Source organism: Streptomyces sp. NPDC013457 (assembly GCF_043089925.1).
Classification (GTDB): domain Bacteria; phylum Actinomycetota; class Actinomycetes; order Streptomycetales; family Streptomycetaceae; genus Streptomyces.
In genome coordinates, this window is the sequence record NZ_JBICBL010000010.1 from 24,362 (window position 1) to 48,017 (window position 23,656).

Sequence of the window (23,656 nt, forward strand, 5' to 3'; positions counted from 1 at the left end):
GCGGCGCCTCAGACGGCGGCGAGGTAGTCGGGCAGGGCGACGGACGGATCGAGGTCCTCCGCCGGAACCGGGGTGCCGTAGGCCCTGCGTACGGGGACCACACCGGACCAGTGGGGGAGGGCCGCGTCCTCCGGCTCGTCGTTCGGGCCGCCCGTGCGGACCTTCGCGGAGACCTCGTCCAGGTCGAGACGGATGACGGCGGTCGCGGCCAGTTCCTTGGCATCGGCCCGTCGGGAGTCGTCCGCGCGGCCCGGGACGACCTGGTCGACCAGCGCGTCGAGCGCGATGCGCAGCTCCTCGGGGTCGGTGACCTGGTGGGCCGTGCCGTGGACCACGACCGAGCGGTAGTTGATCGAGTGGTGGAACGCCGACTTGGCCAGGACCAGGCCGTCGACGTGCGTCACGGTGAGGCAGACGGGCAGTCCGGGGACCTCGGCGCCGGGGCTCCCCGCCATGCGCAGGGGGCGCGAGCCGGTGGAGCCGTGGACGTAGAGGCGGTCGCCGATCCGGCCGTAGAGCGTCGGCAGCACGACCGGGGCGCCGTCGCGGACGAAGCCGAGGTGGCAGACGTACGCCTCGTCGAGTATCGAGTGCACCAACGCACGGTCGTACGAGGCGCGTTTGCGGGAGCGGGTGGGGATGGTCCGCTCGGTCGGCTCGTAGGTATCCGTCATTGCGTTCTCCATTGCACTAGTGCATAGTGTTGTTTGTGCTAGGAGAGTATCGGATCGAAGGTCGTCGCGCATCGGAGATTGCCGCCAGCGTCGAACGAGGGGTCGGCGCGGGAGCCCTGGAGCCGGGACAACTGCTCCCGCCCATGCGTGAGTTGGCGCTCACGCTCGGGGTGAACCCGAACACGGTCGCGGCCGCGTACCGGACCCTGCGGGAGCGCGGGGTCATCGAGACGGACAGACGGCGCGGCAGCCGGGTGCGGCCCAGGCCCGCCACGACGGCACGCGGCTCCATCCGGGTGGACGCTCCGGCCGGGGTGCGGGACGTCAGCAGAGGCAACCCGGACCCTCAGCTGCTCCCCTCGCTGGGGGCGGCGCTCGCAGAGGCGGCGCGGCGGGCGGCGGAGTGTCCCGGCATGTACGGGGAGGCCCCCGTCGACGAGGGGTTCGCGCGGCTCGCCCGCGCGGCACTGGACGCGGACGGGGTCCCCGACGGGCCGGTCGCCGTCACCTCGGGGTCGCTCGACGCGATCGAGCGCGTGCTCGCGGTCCACCTCAGGGCCGGCGACGCCGTCGCCGTCGAGGACCCGGGCTGGGGCAGCCTGCTCGACCTCGTACCGGCGCTCGGGCTGCGGCCGGTGCCGATCGCGGTCGACGACGAGGGGCCGCTGCCGGCGGCGGTGGCGGGAGCGCTGCGCGACGGCGTACGGGCGGTGATCATCACCGACCGCGCGCAGAACCCGACCGGCGCGGCCGTCGGTGCGGACCGGGCCGCCGCCCTGCGCCGCGTCCTGGCGGACCACCGGGACGTGCTGCTCGTCGAGGACGACCACGGTCACGGCATCGTCGACCTGCCGCTGCACCCGCTGGCCGGGGTGACCCGCCGCTGGGCCTTCGTGCGCTCCGTGGCCAAGGCGTACGGACCCGACCTGCGGGTCGCCTCGCTGACCGGCGACGCCGAGACCGTCGACCGGGTCCTCGGGCGCCAGCGGCTGGGGCCCGGCTGGGTCAGCCGACTGCTCCAGCACACGGTCGCGCATCTGTGGGCGACGGGCGCCGTGGACCCGACGGCGGTCGCCGCCGCGTACGCGGAGCGGCGCGACGCGCTCGTACGGGCCCTGGAGCGGCGCGGCGTCGAGGCGCACGGGCGGAGCGGGATGAACGTCTGGGTGCCGGTCTCCGACGAGACGGGCGCGGTGACCCGACTGCTGGGCGCGGGCTGGGCGGTCGCTCCCGGAGCCCGCTTCCGGATGACGGCGGGCCCGGCGGTGCGGGTCACGGTCTCCGGCCTGACGCCACGGGACATCGCCCCTCTGGCCGACGCCCTGGCCCGCGCCTCGGACCCGGCCCCGGCGCGGAGTTACGGCTGAGGGCTGGCGGGTGGGGGTTCCGGTGCCCGTTCGGGTACGGCTCCGCCCGGATCCGGCCCCGGCCGGAGCCCCGCGCCGGAGGGCGGCGCGGTGTCCGGACGGACTCGGCGGGCCTAAGGCCGGCCCGCCGTGTGCTGGTCCGGGCGGGGTGCCGCCGGGGAGGCGACGGCCGGCGAGGTCGTGGGGGAGGCGACCGGCGAGGTCGTCGCCGCCGCCCGGATCGTGGTCCGAGGCCTTCTCGACGGGCCTCGGCGCTGGGTCAGAGCGGCGCCCGCGAGGACGACGGCGGCGCCGACCGGGGTGTTCCAGCCGAGGTGTTCGCCCAGGACGGCGACGCCCGCCGCCGTGGCGATCACCGGGATGAAGTACGTGACCATCGCCGCCGTCGTCGGGCCGACCTCGGCCACGAGTCCGTACTGCAGCAGCATCGCGTACCCCGTGCCCAGCGCGCCCAACGCGATCACGGCGAGCAGGGGGACGATCTCGACAGACGACGGGAGCGAGGTGAACATCGGCGTCACCACGGCCAGTTGCAGCGTCGCGATGCCGACCTGGGTGCCGGCGAGCGAGAGGTTCGACGCCCCGTTGCCGGCCAGCGTGCGGCGCACGTAGATCCAGCCGACCGCGTAGCTGAAGGAGGCCAGCAGTGCCAGCGCCGTGCCCGTGACGTCGAGCCCGGAGAAGCCCTGCCAGGCGCCGAGCACCGTCAGGACCCCGACGAACCCGATGCCGAGCCCCGCCGCGCGCACTCGCGTCGGCCGGTCCTCGGAGAGCGCGACCAGGGAGAGGACCATGCCCCACAGGGGTGTCGTGGCGTTGCAGATGCCCGCGAGCGTCGAGGGGATGGTCAGCTCGGCGTACGAGAAGAGGGAGAACGGCAGCGCGTTCAGCAGGAACGCGGCGACGGTGAGATGGAGCCACGTGCGCCGCCCCCGCGGCAGCCGCTCCCGCTTGATCGCCATCACCACGGCCAGCACCGCCGTACCGAACAGCAGCCGGCCGAAGGTCACCTGGAACGGCGCGAACCCCTCGGTACCGACCTTGATGAAGAGAAAGCTGAAGCCCCATATCAGGGCCAGTACGCCGAAGCGGATCCGCCAGTCGACCAGACGTGGGCTGCGGGCGGCGGGGGAGGTCGCGGTGCTCATGCCCCCAGAGTGACCGCTCGTATCTCTTAGAACAAGCGAGAATAGATGAAGGTCTTCGCTTAGGATTGCTTACATGTTGAACCTGGAGCGCCTCCGGACCCTGGACGCCGTCGCACGGCACGGATCGGTCAGTGGAGCGGCCGACGGCCTGCATGTCACCACCTCGGCCGTGTCGCAGCAGCTGTCCAAGCTGGAGCGTGAGATCGGCCAGCAGCTGCTCGCCAAGAACGGCCGTGGCGTACGCCTCACCGACGCCGGTCTGCTGCTCGCCCAGCACGCGGCGCGCATCCTCTCGCAGGTGGAGCTCGCCCAGTCGGACATCGAGGCGCAGCGCGGCCAGGTCGTCGGCGAGGTGCGGATCGCGGCCTTCCCGACGGCGGCGCGCGGGCTGCTGCCCGGAGCCCTGGCCGCGCTGCGCACCGCCCATCCCGACCTCCGCGTGAGGACCACCGAACTGGAGCCGGAGCGGGGTATCCGCGAGGTGCTGCGGGGCGATGCCGACCTCGCGATCGTCCTGGACTGGAGCAACAAGAAGGCCCCGGTGCCGGGTGGCCTCGAGCGCGCCCACCTGCTCGACGACGCTGCCGACGTCGCCGTACCCGCCGGACATCCGCTGGCCGCACGGGACGAGGTGGATCTCGTCGACTTCGGCGACGAGGACTGGGTCTCCTGGCCCGAGGGGGAGTTCTGTCACGACTGGCTGATGTTCACCCTGCGGTCGCAGGGCATGGAGCCGCGCATCGCCCATCTCGCCGGGGAACACCACACGCAGCTCGCGCTGATCGCCGCCGGGCTCGGGGTGTGCGTCACCCCGCGCCTCGGTCGCGGCCCGACCCCCGACGGGGTGGTGCTGCTGCCCGTGCGGCAGAAGGTGAAGCGGCACATCTACGCGACCTGGCGCAGCGATGCCGACCGCCGGCCGTCCATCAGGGCGGCGGTCGAGGCGCTGCGGGAGATCGGGGCGCCGTTGAGCAGCTGAGGGAGGCCGGGGGTGTGGTCCGGCGTGGGTCCCGTGCCCCCGCGCTTCTGCTGCGGCTGGATCCGCGCCCCGCGCCCCGCGCTTCTGCGGGGGCTGGATCGGCACCCCGTGCCCCGGGCTTCCGTGGCGGCTGGATCGGCACGCCGTGCCCCGGGCTTCCGTGGCGGCTAGATCTTGCGGAAGTCCCAGGACGCGACCGCGTCCGGGGTCAGCTTCAGCCAGGCGTGCCGGCCGTCATGCGGCATGGTGTCCAGGCCGAAGTTCTTGGCGGCGAAGAGGCGTTCCGGTACGTCGAGTTCGGGGCACGGCTCGCCGGTGCGCGGTGCCTCGCCGACGAAGACCGCGGTGCCCGACAGTTCCGCGCCGCGCAGCTCCCCGTACTCCTCGCCGTCGTCGACGACCACCGCGATGCGCGGGTCGGCGCGCAGCTCCGCCCAACGGCGGCTGCGGATGAGGGAGTAGAGCCAGAGCGAGGTCCCGTCCCAGACGAACCAGAGCGCGCCGACATGAGGACGGCCGTCCGCGGAGACGGTCGCGACCCGGCAGGTGCGCTGCTCGGTGAGGAAGGTGTCCAGCTCGGCCGGGGTCATCATGATCCGGCGTCCACGGCGCTGCGCGACGGCCATCGTCCGCCCCTTTCCATGAGTCTGATGGAGTGTCAGAAATCATGGGGGCTCTTCCCTCCTGGGGCAAGGGTGGCTAGCCTCGCCCGCCCGGAGTACGGCACGGCGATGCGGACAGGGGAGACCATGACCAGCGCGTCACAGTGGGAACAGCTCCAGGAACAGCTCGAACCGTCCGGCACGGTGCTGCTCACCGTCGAGTGCCAGCAGGGCGTGGTCGGCGAGGAGAGCGCCTTGCCCGAACTCGCCACCGCCGCGCGTGCCTCGGGCGCGCTGGCCAACGTCGCCCGGCTCGTGGCGGCCGCCCACGAGGCCGACGTGCAGGTGATGCACGCCGTCGCCGAGCGCAGGCCGGACGGGCGCGGCGCCAACAGCAACGCCCGGCTCTTCCGCGCCGCGGCCAGGCTGCCCGTGCAGCAGCACCGCGGCAGCGCGGCCGTGCGGATCGCCGAACCCATCGAGGTCGCCGACCAGGACATCGTCGTACGACGGCTGCACGGGCTCTCGCCCGTCGCCGGGACCGACGTCGACCCGCTGCTGCGCAACCTCGGCTGCCGCACCCTCGTCGTCACCGGCGTCTCGGCCAACGTGGCGATCCCCAACGCCGTCTTCGACGCGGTCAACCTCGGCTACACCGTGGTCGTGCCCGGTGACGCCATCGCGGGAGTGCCGGCCGACTACACCCCCGCGATGATCCGTCACACGCTCGCGCTCGTCTCCACCGTCGCCACCACCGAGGAGGTGCTGCGCTGCTGGAAGAGCCCGCGGCGCGTCACGCGAGCGTGATCGAGTCCCCGTCCACCTTGATCGGCGTAGGCGGCAGCGGGCTGGTCGCCGGGCCGCCCTTCACGGTGCCGTCCGAGGCGTCGAACATGCTCTGGTGGCACGGGCACGTGATGACCCCGTCGGCGACCCCGCTGACGGCGCAGCCCTGGTGGGTGCACTTCGACGAGAAGGCCTTGAACTCGCCGGCCTTGGGCTGGGTGATCACCACGCCCTGACCGTCGATGACCTTGCCGCCGCCCACCGGGATGTCCGCGGTCTTCGCGAGCGGCGACCCCGCCTCCTTCGGGGCGTCACCCGAGCCGCCGCCCGACGACGAACTGTCCGAGGCGCCGCAGGCGGTGAGCGCGGCCACCAGACCCATACCGCCCGCCGCCGAGACGACCGTCCGACGTGCTACTCCACTCATCGCACTCCCCTTGCGTTCCGATCACACCGACGCGATCTCTTGGTAGGAGTGAGTACGAGCGGGAGCGCCGAAAAGTTCAACCCGCTACGAACCCGCTACGAACCCGAACGGAGCGCTGCCAGGACCTCGCCCGCCAGCGCCACCGGATCGCCCTCCGGACGGGTGGGATAGGTGGCGTGACCGCGCGCCCAGGCGTCGTCCACCGCGAACCAGTCGACGGCGGCCGGAGCCGTACCGTCCACCAGGGCGCGGTCGAGATGCGCGAAGTACACCGCCCAGCGCGGGGCGTAGAGATCCTCGATCAGCCCCGACCACTCACGGTTGGCGTAGTCGCGCAGGCCGCTCTCGCTCGGCACACGGTCGCCCCAGGTCGTCAGGATCGAGCGGGCGTCGTACTCCAGCCGGTCGCGCTCCGCCGCGTCCGCTCCCCAGGACCGCGCGGCGGCGAGCCACCGCCCGACCAGGAAGCGCGGATCGGAGCCGACCAGCCGGCCGAGCAGCTCCTCGTCCGCCTTCCACTCCTCGACCAGCACCCGGAAGGCCGCCAGATCCCTCGCCTCGTACGCCGTCCTGATCCGGGGGAGAAGCACCCGGCTCCGGTTGGTCAGCGCCTGGCGGGCGACGTCGACGAGATCGAAGCGGTACGCCTCCGTCGTCCGCAGCTCCGGAGCCACCAGGAGCAGCTCCGCGAGCGCGCGCTCGACCCTCGTCGCGTCGTAGCGCATCGCCGTCGGACTCCAGCGCGCCGCGCGGGTCGCCGTCAGGCTCGGCCGCGCCGTGAACAGGCTGTCCTGCGGCTCGCTCCAGCCGCCCGAGGTCATGCCGTACGGGCCGAGGCGCAGCTGCTCCCAGGCGGCGGCCGCGTGCGGGTCCTCACCTCCGTACCGGCGGGAGGCGTACGAGGCGAACCAGGCCGCCCGGTCGATCGGGTCCGTCTGCCAGGCGAGTTCGGTGAACAGCTCGAAGGCCGCCGGGCTGCCGCCGGTGGACTCCGGCAGATACGCGATGCCGCGCAGCGCGCTGTCGGGCTTGGCCAGCCAGGCGTGGAAACGGTCGGTCCACGCGGCGGTGTTGGCGCCGACGCCCGTGTGGCCGCCGAAGTTGGGGATCGTGCCGAAGGCGTACGGCGTCCCGCCCCACTGCGCCTCCCGGTCCAGGTTGTCGTACCGGTCCGAGAGCCCGTCGACGATGAGCACCCGGCTGCGGTCCACGCCGCTCAGGACGGCCGGGGAGGGGTTGCGCTGCCAGCCCAGCATCACCCAGGTGGCACCGGGGTGTGCGCTCTCCAGGGCCCGCTGGACGGCACCTGCCGCGCCGGGGACGTCCACGGATCCCGGCGTGCCGCCCTCGTGCAGCAGGTCCATCTTGAACATGTCGGTGTCGCCGAACCTCCGTCGCTGGACCTGGTAGTAGGCGGCGGCGAGCCGGTCGAACACCGGCCCCGTCGGATCCAGCCAGTCCGGGCGGCCGAAGCCGATCCAGGTGCCCTGCGGCACCGTGCGGGCTCCCGGGTTGCGGTCGGCGAAGCCCGCCGGGACCGTGCCGTAGAACCCCGGCAGGACGGGCGTCATCCCCAGGGAGCGCAGCCGGTCCGCGATCCGCCGGCCCAGCGCCGCACGGGACTCGACGAGCTGCCGGGAGACCGGACCCGCGAACCCCGACAGGTTCTGCAGCAGCCACCAGCCCTGATGGGCCGGAGCCGGGATCCACGCGCGCAACTCCTCCTCGGTGTAACCGAAGTCCTGGAGCGCGCGGTAGTACGTGTACTCCGCCCCCGTCGGTACGAAGACCTCGTTCACCCCGTGCAGAGCGAGCAGATCGATGTCGCGCTGGTAGGAGGCGAAGTCGCGGTACGGACCGGAGTAGCCCTCGTCGGTGTCGTTCAGGGCGTAGCGATGGGGCACGTTCGCCGTGCGTGTGACCTCGCCGTCGACCGCGGGAAGCGTGGCGGGCAGCCGGCCGACGCTGTCGCCGGGCCAGCCGATGTCGACCCCGGCGACATGCTCCAGATACCAGCCGACGCCGGTGAGCAGCGTGGCGGGGGAGGTGCCCCGGACGCTGATCGCGCCAGGGCCGCCGGAGACGGAGAACCGGTCGCCGGATGCGGTCCTGGCGACCGGCACCAGGGTGAACTGCGAGGCCCTGGACGGCAGCAGGCGCTCCAGGCTCGCCCGTGCGGGCGCGGGGTCGAAGGCGGGGACGGCGGTGTGGGTCACGCTGTGGGGTGGAGTCATGGGGACAAGGGTGCGGTGCGAGGCGGTGCGGGCGCGGGTGTGCGCCGGGTCGGCGTCCTGCGCGGCCGAGGCGGCCGCGCCCGGAAGCGCCAGCGCGGTCGCCGTGGCCAGCGCCACGGCGGCGAGGGTCCTGAGACGTCGGAGGACCGGGGGGCTACCCATCTGGCTCCCTGCTCGGAGTGGGTGACGCATGGTCCGCCCACTGTCCGACGACGGGCGGCCCCGGCGACGCAGGCGGAGCCGAGGAACGGAGGGCGCTCATCCGTGCGGGTGCAGACCGTCGGACCGTGCTCGCGTGCCGGCCTGTGCCAGGGGCTCTTGATCGGTCGGTGGTCTCTCCCTGACCGCGACGCGGCCGCCTGGCCGGCCGGTGCGTACGAGCATGGCAACGAGATGCCCGAGGCATCCCTGCGGGCCTGGGTGGAGCTGATCGCCTCCAACGTACGGGGCGCAGGGCGTACCACCGCACGGGCTGTGAACTTCTCGGCGCGCTCTTCCGCTGACGCTGAGACGCGCCGCCTGACTATCGGTCAACCATGCGAGTGGACAAGATCCGTTCGAGTAGACAACGATGGGTGCTTCTTCAAAGGCCAGTGCGACTACTGCCAATACCGGGGGACGGGGGCGGGACTCAACGGGTCCGTCCTCCCTGCCCTCGTGCACGGAGTTGCCCGAGGCCCTCGTACACGCGGCCGGTGAGAACCGGAGTCCTGCCGCGGCCTTGAAAGGGAACCTTGGTGAGTCACCCGACGGATCCGTACGCGTCACGCGAGGGGCAGCAGCAGCTCCCGCCCCAGCCGCCAACCCAGCAGGGGGGATACGGGCCGCCGCCCCACATGCCGCAGCAGCCCGTGGCGCAGGGGCAGCCACCTCAGGGTCTCCCTCCCCAGCCTCAGCCTCAGCCGGGATACCCTCCGCAGCAGCCCCCTCAGTACGGGCAGCACGCGCCGTACGCGTCCTACGCCGAGGGGTTCGCTCCACAACCCGGGTTCGCTCCGCAACAGCCTTACCCCCAGGGCGGATACGCGCCGCAGGCCCCCCAACCGCAGCCGCAGTTCCAACCGCAGCCGCAGTTTCAACCCCAGCCTGAACCGGCACCCCAGCCGCACCCACACCTCCCGGCCGCAGCCCCCGGGTACCCGCCTGCCCACGCGCCCGTGCCGCCGCCCCCTGCACCGGCGTACACGAGCGGTCATGACATGTACGCGGACGTCCACCAGGTCCGTCGGCGTGCCGATGCGACGGCCCTGACGACCCTGCTGCTGATGCTGCCGAACTTCCTCGGCAGCGCACTGGTCGTGTTGCTGCTCTCCGCGCTGATGCCTGCGGGGGTGGACATCGCCTTCATCGTCGCCTGGCTGGCTTCCGGTGCGCTCGTCTTCTACCGTCCAGCCGAGCGGCTGTTCGCGAAGACGCTGCTCAAGTGGCGCGAACCGACCGGAGCGGAACTCGCCGCGCTCCGCCCGCTGTGGGACGAGGTCATGCGCAGGGCGAACATCGCCAAGCCGCCGTACGAACTGTGGATCGAGGACAGGGACGAGATCAACGCCGCTGCCGCCGCCGGTCACATGGTCGGTGTGACCCGGTGGTCGCTGAACCGTCTCGAGCCGGACGAGCTCGCCGCGGTACTGGCGCACGAGTTCGGCCACCACCGCGGCGGACACGCCTGGGCCGGCCTGCTCGGCCAGTGGTACGGCCTCCTGGGCAGGTTCGCGATGTACGTGGCTCGGTGGGTGATGATGGGCATCCTGATCGCCGCCCAGGTTCTCCCCATCCTCGGGTGTCTGGTCGGTCTCGTCTTCGTGGCCGTGGTGATCGGCATCACCGTTGCGTTTCCGCCGGTGCTGGTCGTGCTCGTCACGCCGTACCTGCTCGCGTGGGCCGGACGCGCGGCCGAACTGCGAGCCGACCGAACGGCCGCGGAACTCGGCTACGGTCCGCAGCTGCACGCCGTGCTGAGCGGCTGGCAGGAGCAGGGCGCAGATACGGGCCGTGCGAACGCCAAGCTTCTCGCCCGCCTCATGGAGACCCACCCTCCGATGCATCAGCGCATCCGCGAACTGGAGAAGTTCGCCGCGGCAGCCGGCTGAGCAACGTGCCCCACCAGGAGTCCATGTCATGACCGTTCAACCCAACGAACCACGTGTGGATGCGGATCCGCTGGTCCGGCTGTTCGACCCGGGACAGCGGATCGGCTGGATCTACCGTGACGCGGAGGCACACCGCCACGCGTTCACCCACCCTGCGCCCGTCCCTCTCGACGTACCCGAGATGCTGCTGAACAGGGCACGGGCTGCCCGCCTCGACACCGCGGACCGCAAGGGAACCGCGCTGAAGGTCGGCGGCGGTCTCGCCGCCTTCTTCCTGGTGGTTGCGATCTTCGCCGGCACGATCGGACTGGTGCTCGCGGCCGTCGCCGCCGTGGGCGCCGTTCTCGTCCACACTCTCTCCGGCGGCGCGGCGACCACGGCCGACCAGAAGGTCGAGCAGGTCCGCCACGAGCTTGCCCAGCGGTACCAGCACGAGTCCGCCGCGTGGACCCATGCCAAGGCCCATTTCGAGTACACCGAGGACCAGCGCATTCGCGGCCTGGACCTCTGGGGCCCCTTGGCGATCGAGGGGGGAAACCCGCGACTGGACGTGTTCGGCGGATCCCGGCGGAGCCGGGAGGGCTTCCTCACCGTCTTCGGAGCGTCGACGCTGCGCGAGCGCCCGCTGATCGTCCTGGATCTCACCCAGGCCCAGATCTGCCGGGAGCTGTCGGTCCTGACGGCGCAGATGGGCGCCCCCGTCGACGTACAGCTTCTGCCGAGCCAGCAGACGGAGAGCAGCATCCTCGACGGCCTCCGGCCGGACGAACTCGTAGACGCGCTCGTCGAAGCCGTCTACGGGGACACGGCGGAGGCCACGCGTGCGAGCCGCAGCATGGACAGCCGGATCCTCAACCGCCTCTGTGACGCCCTCGGTGAGGACGTCACACCCGCGAGGATCGCCGCCGGTCTGCGGGCACTGCTCGGCGATCTCGACGACAGCGGCTCTCTGACCCGGGCGGAACGCAACCGCATCGCCGACGACCTGCTCACGGACAAGAACAAGGACCAGATACGCGAGAACCTGCTGAGGCTCGAGGCCTTCGTCCAGCCGCTCGCGCAGCTCGGCAGCGAGCGCGCGGGTCGTGGCCCCGGCTACCTGACGTGCCTCAGCCTCGACCGTACGACGGGCACCGCCAGCATCGAACTTCTCACCGACCTCGCCATCCTCAGCGTGGCGCGTCGCCTCTCCACGCTCGACGAGCAGGCACCGGCCGTCGTGGTGGCCCTCGGGGAGCACGAGGTGCAGCGGCGCCACCTGGAACAGCTCGCGCGGGTCTGTGAGTGGCGCGGCGCGCAGCTGACCGTCATGCACGCGCATCTGCGGGAGACCGCACGCGACATGATCGGTGGCGGCGCCGTGGCGTTCATGCGGCTCGGGAACCACCAGGAAGCCGGCGTCGCAGCCGACTTCCTCGGTCGGGACTACCGGTTCATCCTGCACTCCCTCACCGACACGCGCGGCGAGAGCGTCAGCAGCTCGGTGTCCGTCACGAAGGGGACCTCCACCTCCACCGCCGTGACGGAGGGGTTCTCCCGTTCCTGGGGTTCCAACTGGGGAACCAGTTCCTCCAGTTCCTACAGCGGCGGGCTCGGATTCCCGAGCAGCACGACCAGCGGGTCCAGCGATGGCGGCAGCTACACGGAGTCGGAGAACCGGAGCACGACCAAGACGTTCGGCACCAACGAGTCGACCTCACGCACCGAAGGCACCACCGTCAACACGAGCGACGGGACCACGACCCAGCGGGTGTACGAATACGTGCTGGAACCCACGCAGTTGCAGGCGCTCGCGGAGTTCAGCCTCGTCTTCGTGGAGCGCGGTCCGGACGGATCCGTCAGCACGCGGACTGCCGTGTGCAACCCGAACATCGTGAAGCTCGAACGGTTCAGCAACCAGCCCTTGGCCGCTCTGCCACTGCCTCCGAGCGCCGCAGTGTCGCCGCAGCAGCCGACGGGTGATCCGGGTCGGCCGGCCCCCGCCCTGCCGCCTGAGGTGTCCGCCCACCCGGTGCACGAGCCGCAGCCGACCGCGAACGGCTCGTACGGCGCGAACGGATCGTACGGCGCGAACAGCGCGTATGGCGCGTACGGCGTTCAGCCCGGTGCACAGCAACAACCGGCGGCATGGCCATGGCCGCAAGGGGCTCCTCCGCAGCCTCCCGGCTCTTGGCCGCCCCAGGCGCCGAAGAGGTAGCGGCCACCGTGCCGTGAACACCAGGAGACCCTTGGGTCTCAAGATCGAATCATGGGGGAACCGTGTCAGCCAGGCAGGACGAGCACCAGCGGGGCCCATCGGGGGCGCCTTCCGGCTCGGGCGGACGATCGTGATGTGGCCGGGGACTCCCGCCGTCACGGACTCCACCGCGGGGACCGCGACCGCTCCGGGTCATCCGGCACCGCACCCGGTTCTGGGCATCCCGACCTATCGACTGACCGAGATGCCGCGCCCGAGGCCGGACTCCTCCCAGCCGGTCGATCAGGACGACCGGCTGCGGGCGCAGAGATTCGCGGCGCTCGTCTCCGCATGCCATGCCCCCATCTCGGCGGGGCCGGCCACGGCCGGACCGCCCCCGGGACGTGTCCTGCTCAGCTGGTCCCGCCCGTCGGCCGCACGCGCGGTCGAGGTCCATCTCGGTGGCTCGTCCCTCGTCGGGACCGATGACGCCGCCGATCCCGAGGCGGTGTTGCTCCGGCTCCCGGCCGGTGCGCGTGCCCGTCGAACTCCGGCAGGGGCGTTCGCCGAGGCCATGGCGCGCTTCCCGTACTGGACCGCCGTCGCCGGAGTCGCCGACGGCCTGCTGGTCGAGGACGAACCCCGAGGACGGGGGGCGGCCACGATCCGCCCCACCCTCGAGGACAGCCTTCTCGGTGTGTGGCAGGAGCCCTTCGCCTGGCTGGTCGTCGCCGACCCGGTGGCTCCGGACGAACTCGACGAGATGATCGGGGACACCGCCGACCGGCAGCGGAGAGCGCAGTCCAAGGCGGAGAGCTCTCCTGAGTACGCTCTCGAGCGGACCCGTCTGGAGCACCGGCACAAGGAGCTGACCAGGGCCGAGGCCACCGGACTCTGGCGGGTGCGTCTCCTGGCGGGTGCCGCCACGCCCGAGGACGCGCAGCGGGTCGCCGCTCTGCTCTGCGCGTCGACGGACCTCGAAGGCCTGCCGTACGCGCTCAAGCCCACGGGGCGTGGAGTGGACCTGGCGACCCTGCTCGGGGCCTCCATGCCGGAGCCCGTGGGCTACCCCTTTCACGCGAGTTCGGAGCTGCTGGCCGCCGTCGCCCGTCCCCCCTCCCAGGAGATTCCCGGCATACGTTTCGCGCTCCGCCCCGAGTTCGACGTCACCCCGGAGCATGCGGACCGGCAGACGTCCTCGCCCACCGCTCCCCTCCGGCTGGGCGCGATCCTGGACCGGAACCGCAGCCCCGTGGGCGATCTGGACCTGCCGCGCTCCACACTCAACAGGCACACGTTCGTCTGCGGGGCGACAGGCGGCGGCAAGTCCCAGACGGTCCGTGGCCTGCTCGAAGCCGCGACGCGTGAGCGCCTGCCGTGGCTGGTCGTCGAACCCGCCAAGGCGGAGTACCGGTTCATGTCCGCACGGCTGGGCGACGAGGACGACGTCATCGTCATCAAGCCCGGTGACCGGGAGGCGCTCCCCGCCGGCCTGAACCCCCTGGAACCGTCCCGCTACCCGGGTGGTGAGCACTTCCCCCTGCAGACCCATCTGGACATGGTCCGCGCGCTCTTCCTCGCCTCCTTCGACCCGCAGGAGCCGTTCCCGCAGGTACTGAGCGCGGCTCTGACCCGGTGCTACGAGGACCTGGGCTGGGATCTCACCCTGGGCGAACCGCGGGTCGAGGGGACCGAGCCGCGCTACCCGACGCTCGAGGATCTGGAGCACACGGCGCTCCAGATCGTCTCCGAGATCGGCTACGGCAAGGAGATCACCGACAACGTCCAGGGCTTCATCAAGATCCGCCTCGCCAGCCTCCGGCTCGGGACGACAGGTCGGTTCCTGGAGGGCGGCCACCCCATCGACTTCGGTGAGCTCCTCAGGCGCAACGTCGTCTTCGAGATCGAGGACGTCGGTGACGACAGGGACAAGGCGTTCCTGATGGGCACGATCCTCATCCGGCTCATCGAGTACCTGCGGATGGAACAGCGCACGACGCGTCGGCTCTCCTTCCCTCTGCGACATCTGACGGTCTTCGAGGAAGCCCACCGGCTGCTGCGCCGCTCGGAGGAGGGCGGGGCGAGTTCGCATGCCGTGGAGATGTTCGCCGGCCTGCTCGCCGAGATCCGCGCCTACGGCGAGGGATTGGTGATCGCCGACCAGATCCCCAGCAAGCTCGTGCCCGACGTCATCAAGAACACCGCCGCCAAGGTCGTCCACCGCCTCCCGGCCCAGGACGACCGCGAGGCCGTCGGCGCCACCATGAACATCACCGACGCGCAATCGGAATACCTGGTCACGCTCAAGCCGGGTGAGGCAGCCGTGTTCACCGACGGCATGGACTATCCGATCCTGGTCCGGATGCAGGACGGCACGGCCCGCGAGGACGCCGCGGCCATCCGCCCGGCCTCCCCGGCGCCGATGATCGCGACGCGAAGCCGCGCCTGCGGGACGGACTGCGCAGCGGCGCCGTGCACACTCCGGCAGCTGCGCACCGCGCAGCGCCTGAGCGAGCAGGACGAGCTGCGGATCACGCTCTGGGCCGAGATGACCGTGGCGTCCCATCTGCTGAGCTGGACCACTCCCCTTCCGGGGGATGCCATGCGGCGCTCCCTGGCCCCCTACTGGTCCACGGACCGGCGCATGGTGGAGTGCGCGATCGGCCAGGCCGTGGACCGTGCGGTGCACAGCCGGGTCGGGGCGGCGGCCTCGCCCCACGGTCTCTCCGAACACGTGGCCTGGGTGATGCGGGCCCAGCTCGACGGCCACGACCCGTGCCCGGTCGGCGAGCCGCAGTGGAAGGCCCGGAAGGGAACCCGGACGCGGCACTACTACCACGGCCGGTACACGCCGTCGCAACTGGAGAAGGTGGTGGGCTGCGCGGACCCCTCGGAGGACTGGGCCAGACGATTCGCCCGCACGCTGGCGTGCTTCGACCGCAGACCTCGCAAGCCGGTGCTGCCGGACCAGACCACGAGGGAGGCACAGTGAGCGAGCTCGACGCGACCGAGTCCCATCCGGTGGACAAGCCCTCGTCCTCCGAGCTGCCTTACCTCCCGGAGCCCGCCGGGGAGCCTGAGGAGCCGCTGGAGCCGGAAGACGCGGCGGAAGCGGACGCCGACGACGATGCCGACGACTCCTCCCCGGAGGAGGTCGCGGAGCCGGAAGAGCCTGGAGCCCCCGAGGCGACGGCGGAACCGGCGGACGCCGATGGCGGCAGTGAGGACGCCCTCGACGCCGGTGACTCCATCAAGGCCAGGCAGCAGGCAGCGCGGGGCTGATGGACGAAGCCGGGCGTGTTCCGGTCGAGGAACACGACTCGGGCGACCGGGTGCGGGGCAGGCCGCGGACGACTACGACCCCGAGGCGCTGGCCGTCAGTGGGCTGGACCGTGAGCGGCTGGCCCGGGACGGGCGGGAGCCGGCGGACGCCATGAATGCCGCGGCCGCGTGGCTCGCTGGCGTCGCCGAGGAGCTCGGCGCCGTGCCGGTGTTCGTCGCGTACCCGCTCGGTTACGACTGGATGTGGGTGTACTGGTACTTCATGCGGTTCGCCGACGGCGGCTCGCCCTTCGGACACTCCCGCTGCATGGATCTGAAGTCGCTGTACGCCGCCAAGGCCGGTGTGCCGGTCAAGGACGCGACGAAGCGTTCGATGCCGAGCCGTCTGCTGTCCTCGCGGCCCCACACCCACAACGCCCTGGACGACGCGATCGAACAGGGCGAGCTGTTCCAGAACCTGATGCGCTGGGACGGCGACGTCTGAAGCCGGCGCCCCGATAACCTGGGGCGATGCTGACAGAAGTCACCGCGACGCGCTACGTCACGCCCTTGCGTGAGGGCGGCTCGCTCCCCGGGATCGTCGAGGCCGACGATCTCGGTACGTACGTCATGAAGTTCACCGGGGCCGGGCAGGGGCGGAAGACGCTGGTCGCCGAGGTCGTCTGCGGCCAGCTCGCGCGGCGGCTCGGATTGCGGGTGCCCGAGCTGGTCGGGATCCAGCTCGATCCCGTCATCGGGCTCTCCGAGCCCGACCAGGAGGTCCAGGAGCTGCTCAAGGCGAGCGGCGGGCTCAACCTCGGGATGGACTACCTGCCGGGCTCGCTGGGGTTCGACCCGCTGGCGTACGAGGTGGACCCGAAGGAGGCGGGGAAGGTCGTCTGGTTCGACGCGGTGATCAACAACGTCGACCGGTCCTGGCGCAACCCCAACATGCTCGTCTGGCACGGGGACCTCTGGCTGATCGACCACGGCGCCACCATGATCTGGCACCACAACTGGCGCGGCGCCCAGGCCTCCGCCGCCAAGCCGTACGACGCCTCCGACCACGCCCTCGCGCCCTTCTCACCGGACGTGGCCTCCGCCGCGGCCGAGCTGGCGCCCCTGGTCACACGCGAGCTCCTGGAGGAGGTCGCCGCCGACGTCCCCGACGAGTGGCTCGTCGACGAGCCGGGGTTCGACAGCACCGACGCGCTGCGCCAGGCGTACGTGGACGCGCTGCTGCCGCGCGCCGCGACCATCCACGAGCGCATCACCCTCGGTCCGCGCGTCGAGCGCCGGCCCGCACAGCCGCCCGGCTGGCTGGCCGACCGCCTCGCCCCCCGGCCGCACTCCGTCGAGAAGGACCGCACCACGTGACCGACCGTGACGTCTTCGAGTACGCGCTGCTGCGCGTCGTGCCCCGCGTCGAGCGCGGCGAGTTCTTCAACGCAGGCGTGGTGGTCTACTGCCGCGCCCGGTCCTACGTCGCCGCCCGCACGCACCTGGAGGAGAGCAAGCTGCGGGCGCTGGACCCCGGCGCGGACGTCGTCGGCGTACGGGCGGCGCTGCACGCCGTGGAGGGCGTCTGCCTGGGAGGGGAGGACGCCGGGCAGGCGGCGCGCGACGACGCCGGACGGCGCTTCCGCTGGCTGATCGCACCCCGGTCCACCGTGGTCCAGCCGGGCCCGGTGCACACCGGTCTGACCGCCGATCCCGAGGCGGAGGTCGAAAGGCTGCTCGATCTGCTGGTGCGCTGAGCCCCGGCGCGCGATGCGGAGTGATCCGGTGCACCCGGTGGGCCGTTGACACCGGGTGCCAGGGCTTCTAGCGTCTCGTCTGCGGAAGGTACTAAGCGGTCGCTCATGTGTGGGACGCACCGTGTGAGCCGCATCCATGGATGATCCAAGGGCGAGGAGAACCAGCATGTCGACCACCGAGCAGCGCGTAGCCGTCGTCACCGGCGCGGCGCGGGGCATTGGCGCCGCGACCGCCGTACGGCTGGCCGCCGAGGGCCGTGCCGTCGCCGTACTCGACCTCGACGAGGCGGCCTGCAAGGACACCGTCGAGAAGATCACGGCCGCCGGCGGCACCGCCATCGCCGTCGGCTGCGACGTCTCCGACAGCGCCCAGGTCGAGGCCGCCGTCGCGCGCGTGGCCACCGAGCTCGGCGCGCCGACGATCCTCGTCAACAACGCGGGCGTGCTCCGCGACAACCTGCTCTTCAAGATGTCCGAGGCCGACTGGGACATGGTCATGAACGTCCACCTCAAGGGTGCGTTCCTGATGGCCAAGGCCTGCCAGAAGCACATGGTGGACGCGGGCTTCGGCCGTATCGTCTCGCTCTCCTCGTCCTCCGCGCTCGGCAACCGCGGCCAGGCGAACTACTCGGCCGTCAAGGCCGGCCTCCAGGGCTTCACCAAGACCCTCGCCAAGGAGCTCGGCAAGTTCGGCATCACCGCCAACGCCGTCGCCCCGGGCTTCATCGTCACGGAGATGACCGCGCAGACCGCCGAGCGTGTCGGCATGGGCTTCGAGGACTTCCAGGCCGCGGCCGCCTCCATGATCCCGGTGCAGCGGGTCGGCAAGCCGGAGGACATCGCCAACGCCATCGCCTTCTTCACGGGCGAGGACGCCGGTTTCGTCTCCGGCCAGGTCCTGTACGTGGCCGGCGGCCCGCTCAACTGACGCCCGAGCGGGAAGAGGAGACGTAGATGAGCACGAAGGAACTGCCCGAGCTGTCCGGCAAGGTCGCTCTGGTCACCGGAGCCAGCCGGGGCATCGGCTACGGCGTCGCCGAGGCGCTGGTCGCCCGCGGTGACCGGGTCTGCATCACCGGACGGGGCGAGGAGGCCCTCAAGGAGGCCGTGGAGCGCCTCGGCTCCGACCGGGTCATCGCCGTGCCCGGCAAGGCCCACGACGAGGCCCACCAGGCCGCTGCCGTCGAGGCGACCATGGAGGCCTTCGGCCGGGTCGACTTCCTGGTGAACAATGCCGGAACCAACCCGGTTTTCGGTCCGATCGCCGAACTCGACCTGAATGTCGCACGTAAGGTCTACGAGACGAATGTGATCTCGGCGCTCGGATTCGCCCAGCTGACCTGGCGCGCCTGGCAGAAGGACCACGGCGGCGCGATCGTGAACATCGCCTCGATCGCCGGTATCTCCGCTTCGCCCTTCATCGGGGCGTACGGGATGAGCAAGGCGGCCATGGTCAATCTGACCCTTCAGCTGGCCCATGAATTCGCGCCGGTGGTCCGCGTCAACGCGATCGCCCCCGCCGTCGTGAAGACGAAGTTCGCCCAGGCCCTCTACGAGGGCCGGGAGGCGGAGGCCGCCGCAGCGTACCCGCTCGGACGGCTCGGGGTCCCGGAGGACATCGGCGGGGCCGCCGCCTTCCTCACCTCCGCACAGTCGGACTGGATCACCGGCCAGACGCTGGTGGTCGACGGAGGGCTTTTCCTCAACTCCGGCGTCGAGTGACCGGTATCCGGACACTTTCTTGAATTCCTGACCGGTTTGACCCCGGTTAATCGTTGAATGCAACAAGTGCCCCGCCAGGGTCGAACATTGACCTGGCGGGGCGCTGCGGTATGGTCGGCCGACCCATGGCTGAACGAGGAGCGTGCACGTGTTCAACCGGACCAGTCTGCAGGCCGCTGCAGCCCTTGCGTCCATATCCCTGGTGTCCGGATGCAGCCTGTTTTCTGACAATGCCTCCGCCGGGGAGCAGAGACTCGTCGTCGGCACGACGAGTTCTCCCACCACGCTTGATCCGGCAGCAGCCTGGGACAATTCCTGGGAACTGTTCCGAAATGTCTTCCAGACGCTGGTGAGCTTCCCGACCGGCAGCACCTCCCCGCAGTCCGATGCCGCGGACTGCAAGTTCACCGACACCGCCAGCCGGGTGTTCGAGTGCAAGCTCGAGGAGGGCCTCACCTTCTCGAACGGGAACAGACTGGACGCGAAGGCGGTCCAGTACTCGATCGAGCGCATCCGGAAGATCGACGTCGAGGGCGGCCCGAACGGGATGCTCGGCTCGCTCGACAAGATCGAGACCGTGGACGCCCGTACGGTCGTCTTCAAGCTGAACAAGCCCGACGCGACCTTCCCCTTCATCCTCGCCACTCCCGCCATGTCCCTGGTGGACCCGGCGGAGTACCCCGCCGACAAGCTCCGTGAGGACGGCGGTCTCACCGGTTCCGGCCCGTACGTCCTCGACTCGTACACCGAGGGCGACAAGGCCGAGCTGACCAAGAACCCCTCCTACAAGGGGTTCGCGGACCGCAAGAACGACGGCGTGACCATCCGGTACTTCGCGGAGTCCGAGCCGATGGTCGAGGCGCTGAAGAAGAAGGAGATCGACGCCACCTACCGCGGCCTCACCGCCGAGGAGGTCGTCGACCTGCAGGACAGCGACGCCAACAAGGAGCTCCAGCTCGTGGAGTCCACCGGCGCCGACATCCGCTACCTCGTCTTCAACGCCCAGGACCCCTCGGTCGCCAAGGAGCCCGTCCGCAAGGCGATCGCCCAGCTCGTCGACCGTGAGGAACTGGTCGCCAAGGCCTACAAGGGCACCGCGGAGCCGCTGTACTCCATGGTCCCCAAGGGCATCGTCGGCCACACCACCGAGTTCTTCGACCGCTTCGGCGAGCCCAGCGTCCCGAAGGCCCGCGAGATCCTGCGCGAGGCCGGGATCAAGAAGCCCGTCGCGCTGACCTTCTGGTTCACCACCGACCGGTACGGCTCCGGCACCGCGCTCGAGTTCGCCGAGCTCAAGCGTCAGCTGGACGCCTCCGGACTGTTCGAGGTGACCCTGCGCAGCAAGCCGTGGAAGGAGTTCGCCGCCGGCTACCAGAAGGGGCAGTACCCGGTCTTCGGCCGAGGCTGGTTCCCCGACTTCCCGGACGCGGACAACTTCATCGCGCCGTTCGTCGGCAAGCAGAACGCGCTGGGCACGCCGTACCTGAGCCCCGAGATCACGGACGAGATCCTTCCGAAGTCGCGGCGCGAGAGCGACCGCGGGGCGGCCGTGTCCGAGTTCCGCAAGGCCCAGGAGATCATGGTGGAGGACGTGCGTCTCCTCCCGCTGTGGCAGGGCAAGCTCTACATCGCGGCGAGCGAGGACATCGGCGGCGCCGAGCGCGCGCTCGACCCGCAGACCGTCATGCAGATGTGGGAGCTCAACCGCCGGACCAGCTGGTAGGCGGCCCGAGCGGAAGCGTTGTCAGTGGCCCCCGGTAGGTTCTTGGACGTACAAGAGATCGCCTACCGGAGGTTGTTGACGTGACCGACACCGACATGCTGCCCGAGTCCTGGCGCGGCGTCCTCGGCGAAGAGCTGCAGAAGCCGTACTTCAAGCAGCTGACCGAGTTCGTCGAGGAGGAGCGGGCCAAGGGGCCGGTCTACCCCCCGCGGGACGAGGTGTTCGCCGCTCTGGCGGCGACTCCGTACGACAAGGTGAAGGTCCTGGTGCTCGGCCAGGACCCGTACCACGGTGAGGGGCAGGGGCACGGCCTCTGCTTCTCGGTCCGTCCCGGTGTCAAGACGCCGCCATCCCTCCGGAACATCTACAAGGAGATGCAGGAGGAGCTCGGCCACCCCGTGCCGGACAACGGCTATCTGATGCCGTGGGCCGAACAGGGCGTCCTGCTGCTCAACGCGGTCCTCACCGTCCGGGCCGGCGAGGCGAACTCGCACAAGGGCCAGGGCTGGGAGAAGTTCACGGACGCGGTGATCGGCGCGGTGGCCTCCCGCCCGGACCCGGCGGTCTTCGTGCTCTGGGGTAACTACGCCCAGAAGAAGCTCCCGCTCATCGACGAGGAGCGCCATGTCGTGGTGAAGGGCGCGCACCCCTCGCCGCTGTCGGCGAAGAAGTTCTTCGGATCCCGTCCCTTCACGCAGATCGACGCGGGGATCGCGGCCCAGGGCCACCAGCCGATCGACTGGCGGATCCCGAACCTCGGCTGAGGGCCTTGAGCCCGCCCGGCTGACAGGCTCGGGGTGCCACCCGAGCCTGTGCCGGATCGGGGGCCGTGACGGTTAGCGTCGGAGCCCCTGGACGGAGAGCGTGTGGAGGCCGCAGTGACCGAGCAGCAGCGGGCGTCGGACGACGGCGTCATGACCCGGATCGGGCAGGCGACGATGCTGCTCCACGGCGGGGACCGCGAGGAGGCCCGCAACCGGTTCGTGGAGCTGTGGGCGCAGATCGGCCCCGACGGCGATCCGCTGCACCGCTGCACGCTCGCGCACTACATGGCGGACGCGCAGGACGACCCGGACGCCGAGCTGGCCTGGGATCTGCGGGCCCTGCTGGCGGCCGGGGGGCTGAGCGAGGAGCGGCTGGCCGCCCACGACGCGACGGCCGCGCTCCGCGCCCTGTACCCCTCGCTCCACCTGAACCTGGCCGCCGACTATCTCAAGCTCCAGCAGCCCGACGCGGCCCGGATCCATCTCGACCGGGCCCGTGCGGCCTCGGACGCCCTGGACGACGACGGGTACGGCAACGGGGTCCGCGCCGCGATCGACCGCCTGGAGGTACGGCTCCGCTCGCGGTGACGACGGGCCTTGCGGGGCACGTCCGCGTACCGGATTTCAGTGCGTGCGGGCCGTGCGAGGCTTGCGGGGCGCGCCCGTACCGGTTCGGTGCTCTGCGCGCCGTGGAGCGTGTGAGCGCGCGCCCGCCCCGTCGGCATCCCGTTTCAGCGCGCGTACGCGTCCTTGCAGACCTTCGACTGCACGCTCTCGGGGTGCCAGCCCCCGTACTGCGCGCCGAGCCGGCACACATCGGCCCGTGAGCGGGGCGGCTCGGGCACCTCCGGCGGCCGGGGCGGCTTGGTCCGTCGTCTCTGTTCCCGCGGCGCGGACGACTGGCGCTGTGTACTGCCCGCGCCCTTCCGTACGCCGGCCCCGTTCTGCTCCCTCGACTCCCGGGGCTTCCTCGGCTTCGCCAGCGGAGACGGCGTCGGGGAAGCGGGGAGCGCGGCCTCCAGGGCCTCGCGGGCCGGGCCCTCGACGATCTGCGGAGCGACCTCCACGCGGGGGGCGGGGCTGCTCACCTCCGGAGCCGGTGGAGGCGCGGCGGGCGGCGGACCGACCGAGACGCAGCCGGTGAGCGCGGCGACCGCCGCCCCGACCAGGAACCTCGCTGTGGTTCTCGTTGCATGCACCGCGCCACTCTGCTGGCCGGACGGTGATCTTCGCGCCCCTACCGGCGGGGAATGCCCCGCACGGGTGACCTCGGCGATGTGGATGACCGGACCCCGCCGCTCCCGCCGCTCCGGCCGTTCCAGGGCCTTCAGCGGCCGAGCATGCCCCGCAGCAACTCCTCGAACCCGGTCCGTAGTTCGTCCCGGCCGGGCACGGTGGAGTGGAAGGACCCGGCGGCGCAGGAGAACATCAGCCCCTCGCACCAGGCGATCAGCGAGAGGGCATGCCGTTCGGGGGCCGGGGAGCCCGCCCCGGCCATCATCGCGATCAGCGGCCCGTGGAAGGCCGCCGACCCCGCCGCGTCGAAGAAGGAGCGCAGCTCGGGGCGGCGGGTGGCCTCCAGGGCGAGTTCGTAGCGCGAGACGAGCAGCGACCGGTGGTCGGTGAGATATCGGTGCAGGGCCAGTGCCAGCGCGTCCACGAGCGCGTCGAGCCCGCGCCCGGGGTCCGGCATCTCGTGCGGGGCGAGCACGCGCGCCTCCAGTTCGACCTGCCGCCGTACCGCGGTCTCCAGGAGCGCCTGGCGGGTGCGGGCGTGGTTGGAGGTCGACCCCTGGGGGAGCCCGGCCCGCTCGTCGACGGCTCGATGGGTCAGCCCGCGCATCCCCCGCTCCACGAGCAGTTCGAGCGCGGCGTCGCCGACGCGTGTGGTGCGGGAGGGGGCGGAGGCGGGGGTGCGGGCCGTCATGGGCACAACCTACTACCGG

At 71.4% G+C, this 23,656-nt stretch carries 22 protein-coding genes; 15 read left to right on the forward strand and 7 right to left on the reverse strand.

Annotation, left to right across the window (positions count from 1 at the left end):
• Window positions 1-8: 8 nt before the first annotated feature.
• Window positions 9-674 (reverse strand): pyridoxamine 5'-phosphate oxidase family protein, encoded by a 666-nt coding sequence (locus ACF1G2_RS25870; protein ID WP_391800554.1) that lies wholly within the window; start codon window positions 672-674, stop codon window positions 9-11.
• A 35-nt stretch (window positions 675-709) separates the two neighbouring features.
• On the opposite strand from ACF1G2_RS25870, the gene ACF1G2_RS25875 reads away from it, so the two are divergent.
• Complete coding sequence (locus ACF1G2_RS25875; RefSeq protein ID WP_391800555.1) at window positions 710-2,041, forward strand: aminotransferase class I/II-fold pyridoxal phosphate-dependent enzyme; 1,332 nt, start codon at window positions 710-712, stop codon at window positions 2,039-2,041.
• Between the two features lie 113 nt (window positions 2,042-2,154).
• Here ACF1G2_RS25875 and ACF1G2_RS25880 read toward each other — a convergent pair whose 3' ends face one another.
• Window positions 2,155-3,189, reverse strand: coding sequence for a DMT family transporter (locus ACF1G2_RS25880; protein WP_391800556.1), 1,035 nt, complete (start codon window positions 3,187-3,189; stop codon window positions 2,155-2,157).
• Between the two features lie 73 nt (window positions 3,190-3,262).
• Between ACF1G2_RS25880 and ACF1G2_RS25885 the strand changes: the two genes are divergently transcribed.
• Window positions 3,263-4,168 carry a LysR family transcriptional regulator gene (locus ACF1G2_RS25885; protein ID WP_391800557.1) on the forward strand — a complete coding sequence of 302 codons (906 nt, stop codon included), beginning with the start codon at window positions 3,263-3,265 and terminating at the stop codon, window positions 4,166-4,168.
• 167 nt (window positions 4,169-4,335) lie between these two features.
• On the opposite strand, the gene ACF1G2_RS25890 is transcribed toward ACF1G2_RS25885, so the two are convergent.
• Window positions 4,336-4,794 (reverse strand): pyridoxamine 5'-phosphate oxidase family protein, encoded by a 459-nt coding sequence (locus ACF1G2_RS25890; RefSeq protein ID WP_391800558.1) that lies wholly within the window; start codon window positions 4,792-4,794, stop codon window positions 4,336-4,338.
• Between the two features lie 123 nt (window positions 4,795-4,917).
• Between ACF1G2_RS25890 and ACF1G2_RS25895 the strand changes: the two genes are divergently transcribed.
• The gene (locus tag ACF1G2_RS25895; RefSeq protein WP_391800559.1) at window positions 4,918-5,577 is read left to right on the forward strand and encodes a cysteine hydrolase; all 660 of its coding nucleotides are present in this window, start codon (window positions 4,918-4,920) and stop codon (window positions 5,575-5,577) included.
• On the opposite strand, the gene ACF1G2_RS25900 is transcribed toward ACF1G2_RS25895, so the two are convergent.
• The gene (locus ACF1G2_RS25900) at window positions 5,564-5,983 is read right to left on the reverse strand and encodes a Rieske (2Fe-2S) protein (protein ID WP_383170923.1); all 420 of its coding nucleotides are present in this window, start codon (window positions 5,981-5,983) and stop codon (window positions 5,564-5,566) included. The genes ACF1G2_RS25895 and ACF1G2_RS25900 overlap by 14 nt on opposite strands.
• 95 nt (window positions 5,984-6,078) lie before the next feature.
• The gene (locus tag ACF1G2_RS25905) at window positions 6,079-8,379 is read right to left on the reverse strand and encodes an alpha-N-acetylglucosaminidase (RefSeq protein WP_391800560.1); all 2,301 of its coding nucleotides are present in this window, start codon (window positions 8,377-8,379) and stop codon (window positions 6,079-6,081) included.
• 1,037 nt (window positions 8,380-9,416) lie between these two features.
• Between ACF1G2_RS25905 and ACF1G2_RS25910 the strand changes: the two genes are divergently transcribed.
• From ACF1G2_RS25910 to ACF1G2_RS25965, 12 genes are all read left to right on the forward strand, one after another.
• Complete coding sequence (locus tag ACF1G2_RS25910; protein WP_391800561.1) at window positions 9,417-10,307, forward strand: M48 family metalloprotease; 891 nt, start codon at window positions 9,417-9,419, stop codon at window positions 10,305-10,307.
• Window positions 10,308-10,335: 28 nt separating this feature from the next.
• Window positions 10,336-12,504, forward strand: a complete 2,169-nt coding sequence (locus ACF1G2_RS25915; RefSeq protein ID WP_391800562.1) for a hypothetical protein — start codon at window positions 10,336-10,338, stop codon at window positions 12,502-12,504.
• 244 nt (window positions 12,505-12,748) lie between these two features.
• Window positions 12,749-15,475, forward strand: coding sequence for an ATP-binding protein (locus ACF1G2_RS25920; RefSeq protein WP_391800563.1), 2,727 nt, complete (start codon window positions 12,749-12,751; stop codon window positions 15,473-15,475).
• Window positions 15,472-15,765, forward strand: coding sequence for a hypothetical protein (locus ACF1G2_RS25925; RefSeq protein ID WP_391800564.1), 294 nt, complete (start codon window positions 15,472-15,474; stop codon window positions 15,763-15,765). The genes ACF1G2_RS25920 and ACF1G2_RS25925 overlap by 4 nt, the downstream gene beginning before the upstream one ends.
• A 151-nt stretch (window positions 15,766-15,916) precedes the next feature.
• Window positions 15,917-16,249, forward strand: coding sequence for a hypothetical protein (locus tag ACF1G2_RS25930; RefSeq protein WP_391800565.1), 333 nt, complete (start codon window positions 15,917-15,919; stop codon window positions 16,247-16,249).
• Between the two features lie 26 nt (window positions 16,250-16,275).
• The gene (locus tag ACF1G2_RS25935) at window positions 16,276-17,121 is read left to right on the forward strand and encodes a HipA family kinase (protein ID WP_391800566.1); all 846 of its coding nucleotides are present in this window, start codon (window positions 16,276-16,278) and stop codon (window positions 17,119-17,121) included.
• Complete coding sequence (locus ACF1G2_RS25940) at window positions 17,118-17,501, forward strand: DUF3037 domain-containing protein (RefSeq protein WP_391800567.1); 384 nt, start codon at window positions 17,118-17,120, stop codon at window positions 17,499-17,501. The genes ACF1G2_RS25935 and ACF1G2_RS25940 overlap by 4 nt, the downstream gene beginning before the upstream one ends.
• Before the next feature lie 166 nt (window positions 17,502-17,667).
• Complete coding sequence (gene fabG, locus ACF1G2_RS25945) at window positions 17,668-18,429, forward strand: 3-oxoacyl-ACP reductase FabG (RefSeq protein ID WP_391800568.1); 762 nt, start codon at window positions 17,668-17,670, stop codon at window positions 18,427-18,429.
• Between the two features lie 26 nt (window positions 18,430-18,455).
• Entirely contained in the window at window positions 18,456-19,223 is a 768-nt protein-coding gene (locus tag ACF1G2_RS25950; protein WP_361678071.1) for an SDR family oxidoreductase, read from the forward strand.
• A 148-nt stretch (window positions 19,224-19,371) separates the two neighbouring features.
• Window positions 19,372-20,946, forward strand: coding sequence for an ABC transporter substrate-binding protein (locus tag ACF1G2_RS25955; protein ID WP_391800569.1), 1,575 nt, complete (start codon window positions 19,372-19,374; stop codon window positions 20,944-20,946).
• 80 nt (window positions 20,947-21,026) lie between these two features.
• Entirely contained in the window at window positions 21,027-21,710 is a 684-nt protein-coding gene (gene ung, locus ACF1G2_RS25960; RefSeq protein ID WP_391800570.1) for a uracil-DNA glycosylase, read from the forward strand.
• A gap of 114 nt (window positions 21,711-21,824) precedes the next feature.
• Window positions 21,825-22,298 carry a hypothetical protein gene (locus ACF1G2_RS25965; RefSeq protein ID WP_391800819.1) on the forward strand — a complete coding sequence of 158 codons (474 nt, stop codon included), beginning with the start codon at window positions 21,825-21,827 and terminating at the stop codon, window positions 22,296-22,298.
• A 143-nt stretch (window positions 22,299-22,441) separates the two neighbouring features.
• Here ACF1G2_RS25965 and ACF1G2_RS25970 read toward each other — a convergent pair whose 3' ends face one another.
• Together ACF1G2_RS25970 and ACF1G2_RS25975 are read right to left on the reverse strand one after the other, a co-directional pair.
• Window positions 22,442-22,909 carry a hypothetical protein gene (locus ACF1G2_RS25970; RefSeq protein ID WP_391800571.1) on the reverse strand — a complete coding sequence of 156 codons (468 nt, stop codon included), beginning with the start codon at window positions 22,907-22,909 and terminating at the stop codon, window positions 22,442-22,444.
• 128 nt (window positions 22,910-23,037) lie between these two features.
• On the reverse strand, window positions 23,038-23,637 hold the full coding sequence (locus tag ACF1G2_RS25975; protein ID WP_391800572.1) for a TetR/AcrR family transcriptional regulator: 600 nt from the start codon (window positions 23,635-23,637) through the stop codon (window positions 23,038-23,040).
• Between the last annotated feature and the right edge of the window lie 19 nt (window positions 23,638-23,656).

Excerpts from the sequence above, each read along its gene's own strand:
- ACF1G2_RS25880 (WP_391800556.1), bottom strand. The coding sequence starts at position 3,189 with ATGAGCACCGCGACCTCCCCCGCCGCCCGCAGCCCACGTCTGGTCGAC.
- ACF1G2_RS25900 (WP_383170923.1), bottom strand. The coding sequence starts at position 5,983 with ATGAGTGGAGTAGCACGTCGGACGGTCGTCTCGGCGGCGGGCGGTATG.
- ACF1G2_RS25895 (WP_391800559.1), top strand. The coding sequence starts at position 4,918 with ATGACCAGCGCGTCACAGTGGGAACAGCTCCAGGAACAGCTCGAACCG.
- ACF1G2_RS25870 (WP_391800554.1), bottom strand. The coding sequence starts at position 674 with ATGACGGATACCTACGAGCCGACCGAGCGGACCATCCCCACCCGCTCC.
- fabG (WP_391800568.1), top strand. The coding sequence starts at position 17,668 with ATGTCGACCACCGAGCAGCGCGTAGCCGTCGTCACCGGCGCGGCGCGG.
- ACF1G2_RS25950 (WP_361678071.1), top strand. The coding sequence starts at position 18,456 with ATGAGCACGAAGGAACTGCCCGAGCTGTCCGGCAAGGTCGCTCTGGTC.
- ACF1G2_RS25910 (WP_391800561.1), top strand. The coding sequence starts at position 9,417 with ATGTACGCGGACGTCCACCAGGTCCGTCGGCGTGCCGATGCGACGGCC.
- ACF1G2_RS25935 (WP_391800566.1), top strand. The coding sequence starts at position 16,276 with ATGCTGACAGAAGTCACCGCGACGCGCTACGTCACGCCCTTGCGTGAG.
- ACF1G2_RS25890 (WP_391800558.1), bottom strand. The coding sequence starts at position 4,794 with ATGGCCGTCGCGCAGCGCCGTGGACGCCGGATCATGATGACCCCGGCC.
- ACF1G2_RS25920 (WP_391800563.1), top strand. The coding sequence starts at position 12,749 with ATGCCGCGCCCGAGGCCGGACTCCTCCCAGCCGGTCGATCAGGACGAC.
- ACF1G2_RS25915 (WP_391800562.1), top strand. The coding sequence starts at position 10,336 with ATGACCGTTCAACCCAACGAACCACGTGTGGATGCGGATCCGCTGGTC.
- ACF1G2_RS25975 (WP_391800572.1), bottom strand. The coding sequence starts at position 23,637 with ATGACGGCCCGCACCCCCGCCTCCGCCCCCTCCCGCACCACACGCGTC.
- ACF1G2_RS25905 (WP_391800560.1), bottom strand. The coding sequence starts at position 8,379 with ATGGGTAGCCCCCCGGTCCTCCGACGTCTCAGGACCCTCGCCGCCGTG.
- ACF1G2_RS25930 (WP_391800565.1), top strand. The coding sequence starts at position 15,917 with ATGAATGCCGCGGCCGCGTGGCTCGCTGGCGTCGCCGAGGAGCTCGGC.
- ACF1G2_RS25885 (WP_391800557.1), top strand. The coding sequence starts at position 3,263 with ATGTTGAACCTGGAGCGCCTCCGGACCCTGGACGCCGTCGCACGGCAC.